Annotated in this window: 17 protein-coding genes and 1 tRNA gene; 8 read left to right on the top strand and 10 right to left on the bottom strand. The window is 60.9% G+C overall.

What is annotated here, in order from left to right; all coding sequences use genetic code 11:
• Positions 1-1,280 precede the first annotated feature (1,280 nt).
• From ampE to HX786_RS01690, 3 genes are all read right to left on the bottom strand, one after another.
• Positions 1,281-2,117, bottom strand: a complete 837-nt coding sequence (gene ampE, locus HX786_RS01700; RefSeq protein ID WP_003215936.1) for a regulatory signaling modulator protein AmpE — start codon at positions 2,115-2,117, stop codon at positions 1,281-1,283.
• The gene (ampD, locus tag HX786_RS01695) at positions 2,114-2,677 is read right to left on the bottom strand and encodes a 1,6-anhydro-N-acetylmuramyl-L-alanine amidase AmpD (RefSeq protein WP_003215934.1); all 564 of its coding nucleotides are present in this window, start codon (positions 2,675-2,677) and stop codon (positions 2,114-2,116) included. The genes ampE and ampD overlap by 4 nt, the downstream gene beginning before the upstream one ends.
• Before the next feature lie 61 nt (positions 2,678-2,738).
• Entirely contained in the window at positions 2,739-4,898 is a 2,160-nt protein-coding gene (locus HX786_RS01690; RefSeq protein ID WP_087694621.1) for a DUF1631 domain-containing protein, read from the bottom strand.
• Between the two features lie 282 nt (positions 4,899-5,180).
• On the opposite strand from HX786_RS01690, the gene nadC reads away from it, so the two are divergent.
• On the top strand, positions 5,181-6,029 hold the full coding sequence (gene nadC, locus HX786_RS01685) for a carboxylating nicotinate-nucleotide diphosphorylase (RefSeq protein ID WP_008437288.1): 849 nt from the start codon (positions 5,181-5,183) through the stop codon (positions 6,027-6,029).
• A 134-nt stretch (positions 6,030-6,163) separates the two neighbouring features.
• Here the strand turns inward: nadC and HX786_RS01680 are convergent, their stop codons facing one another.
• The 4 genes from HX786_RS01680 to HX786_RS01665 all read right to left on the bottom strand — a co-directional run bounded on the left by HX786_RS01680 (position 6,164) and on the right by HX786_RS01665 (position 8,627).
• Complete coding sequence (locus HX786_RS01680) at positions 6,164-6,469, bottom strand: DUF6388 family protein (RefSeq protein ID WP_008437299.1); 306 nt, start codon at positions 6,467-6,469, stop codon at positions 6,164-6,166.
• A 136-nt stretch (positions 6,470-6,605) separates the two neighbouring features.
• Positions 6,606-6,678, bottom strand: a tRNA-Thr gene (locus HX786_RS01675).
• Positions 6,679-6,717: 39 nt separating this feature from the next.
• Positions 6,718-8,127 carry an O-antigen ligase gene (locus HX786_RS01670; protein ID WP_178911654.1) on the bottom strand — a complete coding sequence of 470 codons (1,410 nt, stop codon included), beginning with the start codon at positions 8,125-8,127 and terminating at the stop codon, positions 6,718-6,720.
• A gap of 86 nt (positions 8,128-8,213) precedes the next feature.
• Entirely contained in the window at positions 8,214-8,627 is a 414-nt protein-coding gene (locus tag HX786_RS01665; protein ID WP_087694624.1) for a pilin, read from the bottom strand.
• Between the two features lie 201 nt (positions 8,628-8,828).
• Between HX786_RS01665 and HX786_RS01660 the strand changes: the two genes are divergently transcribed.
• Genes HX786_RS01660 through yacG form a run of 4 tightly spaced genes read left to right on the top strand, consistent with a single transcriptional unit; the run spans position 8,829 to position 11,729 of the window.
• Positions 8,829-10,037, top strand: a complete 1,209-nt coding sequence (locus tag HX786_RS01660; protein ID WP_178911653.1) for a type II secretion system F family protein — start codon at positions 8,829-8,831, stop codon at positions 10,035-10,037.
• Positions 10,034-10,912 (top strand): A24 family peptidase, encoded by an 879-nt coding sequence (locus HX786_RS01655; protein ID WP_372846146.1) that lies wholly within the window; start codon positions 10,034-10,036, stop codon positions 10,910-10,912. Before HX786_RS01660 ends, HX786_RS01655 begins: the two co-directional genes overlap by 4 nt.
• Positions 10,909-11,532 carry a dephospho-CoA kinase gene (coaE, locus tag HX786_RS01650; RefSeq protein WP_003215920.1) on the top strand — a complete coding sequence of 208 codons (624 nt, stop codon included), beginning with the start codon at positions 10,909-10,911 and terminating at the stop codon, positions 11,530-11,532. The genes HX786_RS01655 and coaE overlap by 4 nt, the downstream gene beginning before the upstream one ends.
• Positions 11,529-11,729, top strand: coding sequence for a DNA gyrase inhibitor YacG (gene yacG, locus HX786_RS01645; RefSeq protein WP_003215918.1), 201 nt, complete (start codon positions 11,529-11,531; stop codon positions 11,727-11,729). Before coaE ends, yacG begins: the two co-directional genes overlap by 4 nt.
• Here the strand turns inward: yacG and HX786_RS01640 are convergent.
• The 3 genes from HX786_RS01640 to HX786_RS01630 form a co-directional block, all read right to left on the bottom strand.
• A complete protein-coding gene (locus HX786_RS01640; RefSeq protein WP_003215917.1) occupies positions 11,726-11,941 on the bottom strand; it encodes a hypothetical protein in 216 nt (71 codons plus the stop codon). The genes yacG and HX786_RS01640 overlap by 4 nt on opposite strands.
• Positions 11,942-12,006: 65 nt before the next feature.
• Entirely contained in the window at positions 12,007-12,696 is a 690-nt protein-coding gene (locus tag HX786_RS01635; RefSeq protein ID WP_003215915.1) for an energy-coupling factor ABC transporter permease, read from the bottom strand.
• Entirely contained in the window at positions 12,693-13,160 is a 468-nt protein-coding gene (locus HX786_RS01630; protein ID WP_178911652.1) for an FAD/FMN-containing dehydrogenase, read from the bottom strand. Before HX786_RS01630 ends, HX786_RS01635 begins: the two co-directional genes overlap by 4 nt.
• Positions 13,161-13,262: 102 nt before the next feature.
• Between HX786_RS01630 and HX786_RS01625 the strand changes: the two genes are divergently transcribed.
• From HX786_RS01625 to HX786_RS01615, 3 genes are all read left to right on the top strand, one after another.
• Positions 13,263-13,892 carry a DUF1780 domain-containing protein gene (locus tag HX786_RS01625; protein WP_008437312.1) on the top strand — a complete coding sequence of 210 codons (630 nt, stop codon included), beginning with the start codon at positions 13,263-13,265 and terminating at the stop codon, positions 13,890-13,892.
• Positions 13,893-13,981: 89 nt separating this feature from the next.
• Positions 13,982-14,155, top strand: coding sequence for a DUF3094 family protein (locus tag HX786_RS01620; protein ID WP_010174986.1), 174 nt, complete (start codon positions 13,982-13,984; stop codon positions 14,153-14,155).
• Between the two features lie 60 nt (positions 14,156-14,215).
• Positions 14,216-15,514 (top strand): NAD(P)/FAD-dependent oxidoreductase, encoded by a 1,299-nt coding sequence (locus HX786_RS01615; protein WP_003215906.1) that lies wholly within the window; start codon positions 14,216-14,218, stop codon positions 15,512-15,514.
• Positions 15,515-15,632 lie beyond the last annotated feature (118 nt).

Genomic DNA, 15,632 nt, shown 5'->3' with positions numbered 1-15,632 from the left:
CGATGAAGGTGACGGTCATGTCACCGGCCGCCACCTTGTCCATCGTCGCCCCCAGGCGGCGCAAGGTGGTGCGGGTGGAGGCGTAGAAACCGGCATACAAATAGAAGATCAGCAAAAACACCGACGCCAGTGCCGCCACCAATCCGATCATGTGCGTGCGGTTTTCCGACAGGCGTTGCTCCAGTTGCTGCTCGAGAAAGGTCAGGGTGGCTTCGTCGAGCTGATAGGTCTTGGCCATCAACGTGCTGACGTCGTCGTAGAAGTCTTGCCATGGGGCGTCGAGGGTTTCGGCCATGACGACCTGCTCTTCGAACAACTCACTGCCTTGCTTGAGGCTGGCCTTGCTCGCGTCCGCCAGGCTCGCCAATGCTGCGTGGGCGGGCTTGCTGGAGCCGAGGGCATCCTGCAGTTTCAGGCCGTATTCCGCCTGGAGCTTTTCCAGTTGCTGCAGCAACTCGTCAAAACGAGTGCTGGACGACGAATTGAGAAAACCCTGGCCCAACGAATAAGCCCCCATGGCCCGGCCTTCGCCCAGGGTCTGGGTGACTTGCGGGGTGACGCTGGTGATCAGTTCACTGAGTTGGCGCAGGTCGCCCTGAGGGTCACGGCTCAATCCCGACTGGCTGGCGATGATCTGGCTGAGCATCTGCGCCTTGTTAAGGAGTTTGCCGATCAGCGCGCTTTTGCTGAGCAGTGAAGTTTCCTGTTGCTGGGCCTTGAAGGCGGCGATCATTTCATCGCGCTTGGCCTCGAAGGCGGCGGCCTGCTCAGGGTCGGCGGACAGGGCGTGGAAGCTTTGCAGGCGCTGCAGCAGGCTGTCTTCGAGGGCGGTGATTTTGTTTTCGATATCACCGGCCTTGCCTGATTGGCCGAGGGTTGCGTTGATCTGTACCTGGTTGTTCAGGGTTTCCAGGTCGCGGCGCAGGGCCAGGCTGCTGCCCAGCAGGTCGAGGCTTTGCAGCTCGATGCGAGTGCCCTGGAATTCACGCCAGGAATCGCGCACCAGGTAGTAGTTGGTGGCCAGCATCGGCAACAGGAACAGCACGCTGATAAGGCTGAACTTCATGCCGAAGGTCAGGCGGTTCATGAACGCGACGGCGGGATAGAGCAAGCTCTTCACAGGTGAACTCCCTTTTCTTTTATTTTTATTGAGGGCGCAGGGCGGCGGCAGATAGCCACTATTTGGCGCTCTGTCTGTATAGCTCAATTCGAAAAGGAGGTTTGTAACTTAAGGTTAACGAGGTAGGAGCGAGCTTGCCCGCTCCTACAGGGGGGGCAAATCAGGGCAGCACGGTCCAGATGGCAAAGCCGGCGTACCACAGCACGGCGGCACGCAGCAGCAACTCCCAGATACGATCAAGGCTGTTGATGCCCTCGGCGCCTACCACCGGTGGCGGGATCTCCGCGGCCACCAGGCCCACCTTCTCCACCAGTTGCGCAGCACTGATGTCCCAGCTCAGCAGCTCATGCAGCATCACCCGGCCGACCGCCACAAAGTTGCCGACCAGGGCGAAACTCGCCGCCAGCAAACGTACCGGCAACCAGTCGAAGGCATGGCGCAATTGCCCGGCACGCTCGGCCACCAGTGGGTTCTTGCTGTTCTCGGTCGCCAGCGCCAGCAGACGGTAGGCCAGGGCGGCCACCGGCCCGAGGAGGAAGTACCAGAAAATCACCGCGAAGAAGCTTTGGTAGGCCTGCCACAACAGATGGCCCTGGACCCGCTCCAGCAACTGCTCACCACTGTCGGCACTGATGCTCAAGTCACGTTCGGCCACATGTTCGGCCGCTTGCAGGTCACCCCGGCGCCAGGCATCACGGAACGGGCCCAATCCGGCCAGGAGATCGCCACGGCCCAGGCTGTAGATCACCACCAGCAGGTGCACCGGCAGCGCCAACAGGCCATAGGCCACTGGCTCCAGCACCAGCAACAACAACGCAAGCAAGGCCACCGGCAGCAGCACCAGCAATGTGAGGATCAGCCACGGCTGCTTGCCCAGGCTGGCGCTCGACTCCAGCTTGGCCAGTTCCCGCAACCAACCGCCATCACGTTGTATACGATGACGCAGGGCCGAGAACTTCTCGATCCATACCGCCAGCACCAACACCAGAAAACTCATTGTGCGTGTCCTCCATCCTGCAAGGCGCTGCGAAAGCGCGCCCAATCAAATTCGGGTCCGGGGTCGGTCTTGCGTCCCGGGGCGATATCGCTATGGCCACAAATGCGCTGGCGGGTAATGCCCGTGTACGCGGCCAGTAACTGGCGCGTCAGGGCGATCAGGGATTGATACTGGGCATCGGTGAAGGGCAGGTCATCAGTGCCCTCCAACTCGATCCCCAGGGAAAAGTCGTTACACGTCTCACGCCCCTCGAAGCTCGATACCCCGGCATGCCAGGCCCGGTCCCGGCACGAGACAAACTGCGTCACCGCGCCATCACGCTCAATCAGAAAATGCGCAGAAACCCGTAGGTCGGCAATACCTTCAAAGTAGGGATGTTCCGTGACATCCAGGCGATTCTGGAAAAACTCGTGCACCTTGCCGGTGGCGAATTGCGCCGGTGGCAGGCTGATGTTGTGCACCACCAACAGGGAAATCTCGCCACCGGGGCGCTCGTTGAAGTTGGGCGAGGGGCAATGGCGAATGCCCTGGCACCAACCGCTGGCGGGGTCCAACTGCATACTGGTTCCTTGAACGAGGCTGGGGTGACTCAGTATGCCGCGTTCCGCTGTCTGGTTGCGATCACTTGGCGCGATGAAGTTGGCGCAGGTTGCCAATCACCGAAGCCAGGGCGCGGTCGAACAACAGCGCATCATCCAGGGTTCGCACCGCGCCGCGCTTGAACTCCAGGGCCAGTTCAAGCGGATTTTTTTCCAATACCTTGAGGCCGGTTCGATTGACGAAAATACAGGTATTGCCCGGCGCAATAATCGCCGTCAGCTTGCAACGCAGGGTGTTTTCGGCGTCTTCCTGAAATTCCACCCAGCAACCGATCCGCAGTTGGCGAACCTTGAGCAGGTCGGGATCATCTTCCGGCAGGCTCGCCTCGATGGCCGGTGCCGCGGGACTGAGGACGAATGCCTCGCGCACCTCGACTTGCGACAGCGACGGTTGTTCCTCGGCACTGCCCCGGAACGATTGGACATGCAGGGTTTGCAAGCGGGTGAAAAATTCCCGGGTAATGAAGGGATCGAATGCCGCGCCGCTCAACCCATCGCGTAAGGCTTTCAGCAAGCCTGGCAACTGCTCCAGCAGGTGCCGGCCGGCTTCGGTGTCTTCGCTGAGGCCGACACTCCAGATCAACTCGTCCATGGTGCGCAACCCGGCCAGCCATTGTGGCGAGTGCTCGCCATGCTTCAGGCACGCCAGCAACAGCACCTGGCTCCAGGCCTGTTGCAGGAACTGCACCACGACCTCGGGCAGTACTTTGCCCAGCAACCGCAGATTGAGGGCTTCGGCTACACGCTGACGAGCGATTTCGGTACGGGCGCGCCCTTCTTCCGCATCGCGGGTACGTTGCTCCAGCAATTCGCTGCGGCGTCGCTCGTCATGGGTAAACGCGGTGAACTCGGTCAGTAACTGGGAAAAGATTGCCGGATCATCCACAAAATCGTTCAGCAACCGCTGCACCACCTGCTCGATGTGCAGGTACAGGCTGTCGCGCTGATAATCGTCGCGCTGGCTCCAGCCCATGGCCGCCGAAGCGATTTCATTGAGCAAGCGTCGCGCCGGGTGATTGGTGCGGCTGAAAAAACTCTTGTCCAGCACCGCCACTTTCAGCATCGGGATCTGCAGGCGCGCGATCAGCGCCTTGAGGGATTCGGGCACCGTACCGTCATTGAGGATGAACTCGAACAGCATGGCGATCAGGTTGATCACATCCTCGTCCGCATCCTCCACCACCCGAGACTTGCCGCTCTTGACGCTGACCCGGGTCAGCAATTGTTCAAGCTGGTTGCGCAGGTCGAAATCATCCTCGACCTCAGGCTCAGGCACATATTGCTGCAAATGGGAGAGCAGGCGCAGCAGGTCACGGGTGGAGATGGGCTGGGTCTCGGCGCTGGCTTCCAGCGTGGGTGCCACGCTGCCGCGCACTGCCGACAGCAATTCCTGCAACGCCGCGAAAACTTCCTGGCCGCTGTCGTCTGCCGGGTGGCCGGCAATCGGCGGGGTGTCTTCAGGCAACTCGGCCGTGGCGACGGCGCGCCGCGATGGCACGGCCTTGAGTTCGGGCAATACGCCGGTGGCGATCAGCAACTGATTGGCTTCGCCGTACAACAGATCAGCGTCACTGAGCACGTATTTCTCAAACAGCTTGAGAATGATCAGCTTGACCCGGATTTCCACGCCAAGGCTGCGTCCTGCTTGCAGAAAAAACGCGCACAGCATTGCCGGGCCCAGGGGGTTGTCCCGATCATCCAGGCGTTTGTCGAGCAAGGCATTGAGCCGGGCTGTCAATTGCCCAAGGGCGAGCCCGTCACGGCGCAGCACCTTGCCCAGCATGGCCTCAAGCGCGACGGCTTTTTCCAGCTCATCGCCCGAGACCCCGGGCGCCGCGGTGTAGGACACCACCGGAATCAGTTGCAGCTCACCGCGCTCCACGTTGCCAAGATTGGCAAACGCTTCGTAGAGTTGCTCCATGAAGCCACGCTCGAAATTCTTGCGCTTGAGGCGCAGGTCGCGCATGGCCTCAAAGAAAATACCGTGGTCGACGTTACTGCGGGTCTTGTCGGCCATTTCGAACAGGGTGTCGTCGGCGTTATCAAACAGCTCCTGCAGTCCCTGCCTGAGTTGCTGCGCCGCCTTGTCACGGACCTGGAGCAACACCACCGGCAGGCGGGCGAGCGGCGATGGCGTCGCCCGTGCCTTATTGATCGGCACCACCTTCCCGTCATTGTGCATCCTGGCCTCCTGAAACGGCGGTATTCGATTGTGTGAAGGATCGGTGCAGCAACGGCGCGAAGCACGCCGGGGCACTGCGAAAATCGGGCTATCACCGTGACGTCAAAGCTATGACGCCAATTGCAAGGCGCGAGATTATCTTGCAAATGAGGGTTGTTGCGCCAGCGAACTCTGTGATTGCCGTGTAAATGAACATCGCGCACCGCACCCGTGGTGCCAGTTGCCTTGGGTTCAGGCCCGCCCTGCCCCTATAATCCAGGCACTTTGTTTGTGGAGCCTGTTATGCCCAATCTTCGTCTAGCCGACCTGACCGCCGAAATCGAAGCCAACGTGCGTCGCGCACTGCTGGAAGACATCGGCAGCGGGGATATCACCGCACAACTGATCCCCGCCGAACGCCTGGCCAAGGCCACGATCATCACGCGCGACGCCGCCGTCATCAGCGGCACGGCCTGGGTGGAAGCGGTGTTTCGCCAATTGGACCCACGCGTCGCGGTGCATTGGCAGGTGCGCGACGGCGAACGTGTCAGCCCCAACCAGGCGCTGTTTCACCTTGAAGGCCCGGCCCGCTCGCTGCTCAGTGGCGAGCGTTGCGCGCTGAATTTCCTGCAACTGTTGTCAGGCGTTGCCACCCGCGCCCAATACCTGGCGGACTTTGTCGCGTCCACCCAGGTCAAGCTGCTGGATACCCGCAAGACCCTGCCCGGCCTGCGCCTGGCGCAAAAATATGCAGTGACCTGCGGCGGTTGCCACAACCACCGCATCGGCCTGTATGACGCGTTCCTGATCAAGGAAAACCATATCGCGGCCTGCGGCGGCATTGCCCAGGCGATCAGCGCCGCCCACAAGATCGCCCCGGGCAAGCCGGTGGAAATCGAAGTGGAAAGCCTGGAGGAACTGCGTGAGGCACTGGCGGCGGGCGCCGACATCATCATGCTGGATGAGCTGAGCCTGGATGACATGCGCGAAGCGGTGCGCCTGAACAACGGCAAAGCCAAGCTGGAGGCCAGTGGCGGGATCAACGAAAGCACCCTGCTGCCCATCGCTGAAACCGGCGTGGACTACATCTCCATCGGGGCGATGACCAAGGATGTGAAGGCGGTGGATTTGTCGATGCGGCTTAGTCTCTGAAACGCCCTTGAATGTAAGCGCCTGCTTTTGTGGCGAGGGAGCTTGTTCCCGCTGGAGTGCGCAGCGCTCCCAAGGTTTTCGGGGCCGCTTGGCAACCCAGCGGGAGCAAGCTCCCTCGCCACATCAAACTTGTGTCAGATCGCGAGATTGTTCATCCCGCAATACTCGTTCCAGTCGACACCCAACACCTCGGCCGCTTCCTTGTGCAAAGCCAGGCGCGCCGCCTCGAACGCTTCGGGGGTGGAGGTGTACTTCAGGGTCAGTTCCCATGGCTGCAGGCCCTGGGCCTCGGCCTCATCCTCAAACGCCCATTGGATCTGGTCCCTTTGATCATCGGCGCTCAGGTCCTTGATCTCATCCAGCAGTTCCGGCGACTCCGCGACGTACTTTTTGAGGGCTGCTTCGTGCCGCGCTTCCTGGGTCATTTCTTGTGTGGTCATGTCGTTCTCTTAGATCGAGGAATGGGGATGCATCTGGGTCATCAAGGTCGCGCAGATACAAAAGAACAGGCATGAATACCGGTTCGTCTGGCCTTCAGAACCATTCTGGGATCATCTGAAAACTGTGTTGCCTTTGTGCCCGAGACAGGAATCGAACCTGCGACCTTCGCGTTACGAGTGCGCTGCTCTACCGGCTGAGCTACACGGGCGGTGGGCTAAAGCTAGCACTGCCTTGGACGTCCGGCAACTCACTGCATTTCGAGGGCAATCACGCCTTGCACCCAAAAGCGTGGCTGCAGGTGACCGTTACTCAGGCCCATGTAGTGCTCGCTGCGCTCCGTGAGTCGGGGCACATCACGAATCGCGACGAACACCAGCAAGCCGACGGCCACGACGCTCGCGGCCATCCACACCCTGTACAACGCCGGCACCGGGGCGACCGATGGAGCGCGCCACACATGCAATCCCATCAGCCAGCCAACCACCAGCGCCAGCCAGAGTTGCGACACCGGCATCACGATCACCCCATCCACCTGTGCCTGGGCCAGTGCACCGATCAGCGAGGCAAACAGGCACAGGCGCAGCAGGTCCACGGGCGCCAATGACAACGCACGCTCACGCAACACGCCCAAGGTTGACCAACCCGCCCACGCAACCAACGCGATCACGCACAGCGTCGACGGTACGCCCCATTCGCTGGCCCACTGCAGAATCGCCTGGTGAGGGTGAGCGGCAATGTCATTGGCGATGTCGGCAAAATGCATCGGCCCGAAACCCAGCCAGGGCCGCTCGATAATCATGCTCCAGGCCTGCCACCATATTGGCCCACGCCCCGAGAGGCTGGTGGTCAGTCGATCTACGGCACCATTGGAAATTACAATCCCCAAGTACCCTGCCAGTACCGTGAAGACCAACCAATACAACACTAACCCACAGGCCAGTGCCGCCAACTGCCAGCCCAGCCAACGGCGCCCCTGCGGCCCCAGGAACATCAGCACGCAGCCGGCAGCGCCCATACCGAGCCAGGTGCCGCGGGTACCGCCACCGATCGCGATCAGCCACCAGACACACAGCAGGGCGAACACTGCGCCCCGCGCTGGACGAGCGACGTTTGAAACCAGCAAGGGAAGCGCCAGCAGCGGCAGGGTGAAGGTCTGGAACTGACCGTAGAAACGTTTATTGGAGAACCCGGACAACAGCAAATCGGTATTCACGATTGCTTCGCCGCTGGTGAAGGCGAGGACCCCGGCGTGCAGATATTGAATGCTTTTCACCATGCACAGCAGCAATACGAACAGGACCAATACACGATCCAGGGACTCATCCCCATTGCGCCTGGCCCGGCTGAAAGCCACAGCAGTGGCGCAACAACTGATGAGCAGCGCCAGCTCGGTCAACGCCCAGAGTGGCTGGTGGGCCAACAGGGCCGAAACCAGCCCCGCGCCCCCGATCAGCGACACCCCGAGCGCTGTCGACCTGTCTACGCATCGCTCTGCCCGTGGCAAGCACAGCCCATACACCACCGCACACAGCCCCACGGATATCTGCACCGCACGTTGCCAGTCATGGCTACTGAACGGCGCGCAGATAGCCAGCATCAGCAGACACATAACCACGACGAGGAATATGTTCCCCCGCTGCTGGACAGACGACGTCATCGGCAACCTCTACTTCCTTGTGATGGGCGTAGAGCGGTTTACACACACGCTCTTCCTTGCTGCGTAAACAGTAGACGACCTGATGATCACGCGCCGCCGGAAGCACAACCTTTAGCGGCGTATTGGTCTTCTGCCGTGGTGGTGCACTTCCAGCCGGTTGTGGCGCTACGGGTCAAGGTAATGATCTTGCCCAGGACCGGCGCGGGTGCGTCGAGGATTTCACAGGCAATCGTGCCAGCACCGGTGGCGATGTCGCCGGTCACGTCAATCTTGCAGTTGGCCGTTGGGCTGGTCCCGCCAATCAACGCCAGGGTCGGTGGCGTCCCCTGGTTCAGCGTGTCTTCAAAGCCCGCCTTCAACGCGGAGACTTCGGCCAGCCCTGCGGTGAACTTGGCCTTGGCCTGGTGCTTGGTGTACATGGGCAGGCCGATGGTGGCCAAAATGCCGATGATTGCCACGACGATCAACAATTCGATCAAGGTAAAACCTTTCTGACGCATCACATTCACTCTCCAGAATAAAACCTTTCGCGAGGCGCATCCTGCACCCCGTCTCGGCAACCGCGCCAGTGTACTCACCCCCGCGCAACCAATGCTGAACAAGACGCACAAACTGACATTTTTTCGCTCACGACAAGCCTGCCCGAATCCGTCACCTGACTAAGCTATAAATCTTCCACTGTCTGTGTGCGGAACCGTGAAATGAATGATGTTTCAGCGATCTATGCCTGGGAAGGCGTCAACCGCAAAGGGCGCAAGGTATCCGGAGAAACCCGCGGTCACAATCCCGCCCTGATCAAGGCACTGCTGCGCCAGCAAGGTATCAATCCTGGTCGCGTACGCAAGAAATTCGCCGGTTGGCCGAGCCTCTCCCTGCCGGTCAAACCGGCAGAGATCGCCCTCTTCAGCCGCCAATTGGCGACGCTGCTGAAGGCTGGTATCGCACTTTTACAGGCGCTGGATATCATCGCCGAGGGCTTCGACAACCGGCATATGGGGGCGCTGGTACAAGGCTTGAAGCAGGAGATCGCCGCCGGCAGCAGCCTGGCTGTCGCCTTGCAGAAATACCCACGCTACTTCGATGATCTGTACTGCAACCTGGTTGCGGCGGGTGAACAGGCGGGCGCACTCGAAGCGCTGCTGGAAAGGGTGGCCATTCACCTGGAAAAAAGCGAACAGCTGAAAGCCAGAATCAAGAAGGCCATGACCTATCCCGTGACGGTACTGGCAGTCGCCACCGCTGTCAGCGCAATCCTGCTGATTCACGTGGTGCCGCAGTTTCAGGGGTTGTTTGCCGGCGTCGATGCACAACTGCCGGGCTTTACCCTGGGCGTCATCAGCCTGTCGGAGTTCATGCAGCAAAGCTGGTGGATGCTGATCCTGGCCGCGGGTGCCGGTTTCGCAGGACTGCGCAAAGCCTATCGCTCGTCCACAGGCTTTCGCCACTGGCTCGATGCCAGTTTGTTGAAAGCTCCCGTGGCAGGCACACTGCTGAAAAAATCGGCGGTCGCCCGCTACGCTCGCACGCTCTCGACCACCTTTGCGGCGGGCGTTCCATTGGTGCAGGCATTGGATTCCGTGGCCGGCGCCACGGGTAACGGGCAGTTCAAACAGGCAATCAATCGTATGCGGCACGACGTTGCAACCGGAATCCAGCTGAATGAATCCATGGCCATAAGCGGCCTGTTTCCAGGCATGGCGATCCAGATGACGGCTATCGGCGAGGAGTCGGGCACCCTCGATAACATGCTGGAAAAAGTCGCCTGCCACTACGAGGCTGACGTCGACAACCTGGTGGACAACCTTACCAGCCTCATGGAGCCGCTGATCATGGTGGTACTCGGTGGCATCGTCGGGGCATTGGTGCTGGCCATGTACCTGCCGATCTTTCAACTCGGTACAGCCTTTTGAGCACGCCACTGACTGAGATCCTCGTTTATCAGCCGTGGGTGTTTGTGTCAGGCGCGTTGCTGCTGGGCTTGATTGTCGGCAGTTTTATCAACGTGCTGGTATGGCGCCTGCCGAAGATGCTGGAACGTGAATGGCGAGCCCAGGCCCATGAAGTACTGGGCCTTCCCGCCGAGCCTGTCGCCGCGCCCTATAACCTGATGCACCCAAACTCCTGCTGCCCGCGTTGCAACCACCCGATTCGCCCCTGGGAGAATATTCCGCTGCTCAGTTATGTACTGCTCAAGGGACGTTGCTCAAGTTGCCATCAACCTATTGGCGCGCGTTATCCCATCACAGAACTGGCATGCGGGCTGATCTCGGCGGTTGTCGCCTGGCATTTCGGTTTTGGCTGGGCAGCCGGAGCGGTGTTGTTGTTGAGTTGGGGCTTGCTGGCGATGAGCCTGATCGATGCAGACCACCAACTGCTGCCGGATGTGCTGGTGCTGCCGTTGCTGTGGCTGGGCCTGATCCTCAACAGCTTTGGCGTTTTTGTGTCCTTGCACGATGCGCTGTGGGGCGCGGTAGCCGGTTACATGAGCCTGTGGTCGGTGTTCTGGGTGTTCAAGCTGATTACCGGCAAGGACGGGATGGGGCACGGGGATTTCAAGCTGCTGGCCATGCTCGGTGCCTGGGGCGGCTGGCAGATCCTGCCGATGACGCTGTTGCTGTCTTCCCTGGTGGGTGTGATGGGAGGCCTGATTCTATTGCGCCTGCGCAAAGCCCAGGCATCCACTCCAATGCCTTTTGGTCCGTATCTGGCAATTGCCGGCTGGATTGCATTGCTCTGGGGTGGTCAAATAACCGACTTCTATTTGCAGTCTGTCGGTTTCAGATGACCACTTCTGTCGCAACACCCTGGATTCTTGGCCTCACTGGCGGCATCGGCAGTGGCAAAAGCGCGGCCGCCGAACACTTCGTCCGGCTTGGCGTGGACTTGATTGACGCCGACCACGCCGCGCGCTGGGTAGTCGAACCCGGGCGCCCTGCCCTGGCGCAGATTGCCGGGCATTTCGGTGCGGATGTGCTGCAGCCTGACGGGCAACTGGACCGCGGCGCGTTGCGCAAGCTGATCTTCGAAGTGCCCGACGAGCGCCGCTGGCTGGAGGCGTTGCTGCACCCGCTGATCGCCGAGGAGATTCGCAGCCACCTGGCGCGTGCACAATCGCCTTACGCGATCTTGGTGTCACCACTGCTGATCGAGTCCGGCCAGTACACCATGACCCAGCGGGTGCTGGTGATCGACGTGCCGCAATCGTTGCAGATACAGCGTACCCTGCAACGCGATGGCATCAGCGAAGCGCAGGTGCAGGCGATTCTCAAGGCCCAGGCCACCCGTGAAGACCGCCTGCGCCATGCCGATGACGTGCTGGTCAATGACCAGGACCTGGCCCGGCTGCACGCCGAGGTCGAGCGACTGCACCACTTTTACCTTACTTTGCGTGGAGGCCGATCATGAGCCAACCCTTGAACGTCGAATGCCCAACCTGCGGCGCACCTGTGGAATGGAAAGCAGAAAACGTCAACCGTCCCTTCTGTTCGGACCGTTGCAAACTGATCGACCTGGGCGCCTGGGCGTCCGAGGAACACAAGATCCCGGTCAGCCCGGACGCCGAGGACGACCTGTTCTCCGAAGACTTTCAGCCCAAACACTAAGGCCGCATAAAGCCATAGTCCTGCTGGTCGTCGAGATTCTCTGCAAGGTATTGCAACTCGTCGGCCAGGTCTTCAAAACTGCGCACGCCCTTGCTCTGCTGCACCACCGCACTGAGCATGGCGCGCAGGGTCAAGCCCGGGTCAAAGCCGATTTCCTGCGCCGCGTCCTGGCTTCTGCGTAACTCCTGCCGTGCCCACTCGTACACACTCATGATTCCGTGCTCCTGGAAATTTTGCAGAGCATGCGACCACTTGCGTGTGCGGCATTTGACCTGGATCAAGGCCGCGGATCGTCATCCTTCCAGGGCGCCGAGAGGTAGCGAGTGCGGTTGAATGTCTCCAGCCACTCGGGGCAGAACACCACCAGGGCGCTGATCACCATGCCGTTGATAAAGGCCTCGGGGAAAATGATCAGCCACAAGTAGCCGACAAAATCCTCGATCCATTCCGGCATCGCAAAACGGCCATCGAACCACAGCAAGCCCAGGCCTGCCAGCAGGCACAACAAGGCCGACAGTGCGGCGGCGAAAAAGCCCGAACAGAAGATATACACAAAGGGATTGCGTGGCTTCGCCCGCTCCACCAGCAGCGCACAACCCTCGGTGACCAGCACCGGCAACAGGATCAGCAGCATGCCGTTGATCCCCACGGCGGCCAGGTCCTGGCGGCCGAGCAACACCAGGCCGATTTGCGCGGCAAAGCCTCCGACGATCGCCAGGGGCCAATCGAGCAACAAGGTCACGGCGGTCATGCCGATGAAGTGGTAGGACACCCCAGTGTCGAAATCCCGGCGCACCAACCACAACATGAACAGTGCGAATACGGTGCCGAACAGCAAGTGCTGGCGTCGGCGGTCGGCAAACAGCTCGACCCACGGCGAACGCAGGAGCGCCCACATCACCACCGGCGCATACAGCAGCCAGCCGATGCTGAGGGTTTCCGGCGCCAGCACCGCTGCACTGATCACGGCTGCACCTGCTCCAGGGCCTGGCGCAGTTCAGCGGCGGAGTCGTATTCGTGCTGCGCCACCAGCGTCCCGTGATCCAGTTGCAGCCACAGCACTTTATCCACAGGTGCGGGATAGCGCGGGCTTACGCGGGCATCGCGGTCGAGCATGACGCGATAGTTGTAGGCCTGCATCGCCGGCACCGCGAACATCTTCGCGATCAGCCGGGGCATGCGCTGGATATCGGCGAGAAACACCGCATGCCGAGTCTCCAGGTAACCCTTGGGCTGGCCTTGCAACGCTGCGTCGACGATTTTGGCGGCGTCCATGCTGCGCGCTACGAGCAAGGTTTGCGCCTGGTCATCCAGGGTGTAGGCCTGGTCGAACTGATCAAGCAACGTCCAGGGTGCAACACGCTCACCCACTTCGACGGCTTGGGCCCACACGGGCAAAAGACTCAAGAACAGCACCACAAAACACTTCACTGCATACTCCTCATGCCACGGGACACTGTCGAGTGGCCAGTCTACACCGACCTTTTGACGCGGGACTTCCTGCGGTCATCATTTGGACGCTAAGCTGGTGACATGGATGACTCAGATTACTTGCGCCTGCTTACCGTAGCGGCCGAACAAGCCAATGCTTTCCTGTCCAATGCCCGCAAATGGGAGCGTGAGCGTTGGGTCTGCCAGCGCCTGTTGCAAGGCTTGAACGTGCCCTACCGCGCCGAAGAATTCCACGCCGCCGGGCAAGAGCCGCCGGACGTGCTGTTTCGCGACGCCAGTTTCGAAGTGTTTTTCGTACTCGATGAAGGCCGGCGCCTGAACGATGAATGGCGTGACGAACTGCTGCGGCGGCGCAGCGCGTTTTCCCTGAGCCAACTGGTTCGGCGAGAAGCCAAGCCCCGGCGCATTCCCGCCCACGAATTCCTGTTGCGCCTGGCGCCCACCCTGCGCAAGAAAGCCCACAACTATAAAGAGCGCGGGATGGACCTGGGGGAGCTGGACCTCATCGCCTTCGCCAGCCTCAAGCGCGAAGTACTGGACCTCAACAGTCACTTCCCTCCTCCCACCGAGTATCTGCGCCAGGGCTGGCGCTCGCTGTCCCTCGTGGGGCCGACCTTCGCCCGCGTACTGTTCGCGCACCCGGACGCACCGGACTTCTTGCGCAACAATCTGGGGCGCAGCATAGTGTTTGATGTGGGCATCAGCCTGTGATCGGGTTGGCGACTATGCTTCAGGCAATGCCGCCAATCACCCGACTGTAACGTGGCGCCCTTCAGCAACGTCTACCTGACGAGGCCTTTATGACCAGCCGCCTGAACCCCGACGACCAACAGCATGTCGAAGAGTACCTGCAACTGTCCCAGAACCAAGTCGAGCGCAAGCCTTTCCGGCCCTGGCTGCTCCTTGCCGTGGTGCTGGTTGCAGTGATCGGCCTGGGTTTGCTGAGCCGCCTTTTGAGTTACCTGACGCTATGAGCTGCCTGGCGCTCGCTCGGGTAACTGCACCGATTTCCTTTAGCCTTGCGAGATATCCCCATGACCCATCGTATTATTATCGTCGGCGGCGGCGCCGGCGGCCTGGAGTTGGCTACCCGCCTGGGTAAGACTCTGGGCAAGCGCGGCATCGCCAGCGTCACCCTGGTGGATGCCAACCTCACCCACATCTGGAAACCCTTGCTCCACGAGGTGGCGGCCGGCTCGCTGAACTCTTCGGAAGACGAACTCAATTATGTTGCCCAAGCAAAATGGAACCACTTCGAGTTCCAGCTGGGGCGCATGAGCGGGCTTGATCGCGAGCAGAAAAAAATCCAGCTGGCCGCCACCCTCGACGAGGAAGGCCGGGAACTGGTGCCCGCGCGCGTGCTGGGCTACGACAGCCTGGTGATCGCCGTCGGCAGCACCACCAATGACTTCGGCACCGAAGGCGCGGCGCAACACTGCCTGTTCCTCGACACCCGCAAGCAGGCTGAGCGTTTCCACCAGCAATTGCTCAATCACTATCTGCGCGCCCATGCCGGGCAGACGGACGTGGTAGAGCAGATCAGCGTCGCCATCGTCGGCGCCGGTGCCACCGGCGTCGAGCTGGCCGCCGAGCTGCATAACGCCGCACATGAACTGGCCGCCTATGGCCTGGACAAGATCAAGCCGGAAAACATGCACATCACCCTGATCGAAGCCGGCCCAAGGGTGCTGCCTGCCCTGCCGGAGCGGATCGGCGGGCCTGTGCATAAAACCCTGGAGAAACTCGGGGTGACCGTCCTGACCAACTCCGCCGTGAGTGAAGTGACGGCCGACGCCCTGATCACCAGCAGCGGCCAGGTAATCCCGGCCAGTCTCAAGGTATGGGCTGCCGGGATTCGTGCGCCAGGCTTCCTCAAGGACATCGACGGCCTGGAAACCAACCGTATCAACCAACTGCAAGTGCTGCCGACCCTGCAAACCACCCGCGACGAGAACATCTTCGCCTTTGGTGACTGCGCGGCCTGCCCGCAACCCGGCACCGATCGCAATGTGCCGCCACGGGCCCAGGCAGCTCACCAGCAGGCATCGTTGCTGGCCAAGTCGCTGAAACTGCGAATCGAGGGCAAGGACCTGCCGTCGTACAAGTACACCGACTACGGCTCGCTGATCTCGCTGTCGCGCTTCTCGGCGGTGGGTAACTTGATGGGCAACCTGACGGGCAGCGTGATGCTGGAAGGCTGGCTGGCGCGGATGTTCTATGTGTCGCTGTATCGCATGCACCAGATGGCGCTGTATGGCTTCTTCCGCACGGCGATGCTGATGCTGGGGAGCAAGATCGGGCGAGGGACCGAGCCGCGCCTGAAACTGCACTGACAGCACGTTCCGGGATAGGACTCGGTGAGTGTGGGAGCGGGCTTGCTCGCGAAAGCGGTGGTTCAGTGCCAGATGCACTGGCTGACACACCGCTTTCGCGAGCAAGCCCGCTCCCACA

The sequence above is a fragment of the Pseudomonas sp. 21615526 genome (assembly GCF_013386245.1).
GTDB lineage: Bacteria > Pseudomonadota > Gammaproteobacteria > Pseudomonadales > Pseudomonadaceae > Aquipseudomonas.
Note: the sequence above shows the minus strand (reverse complement) of the source record. Positions and strands in the feature narration are given on the sequence as shown.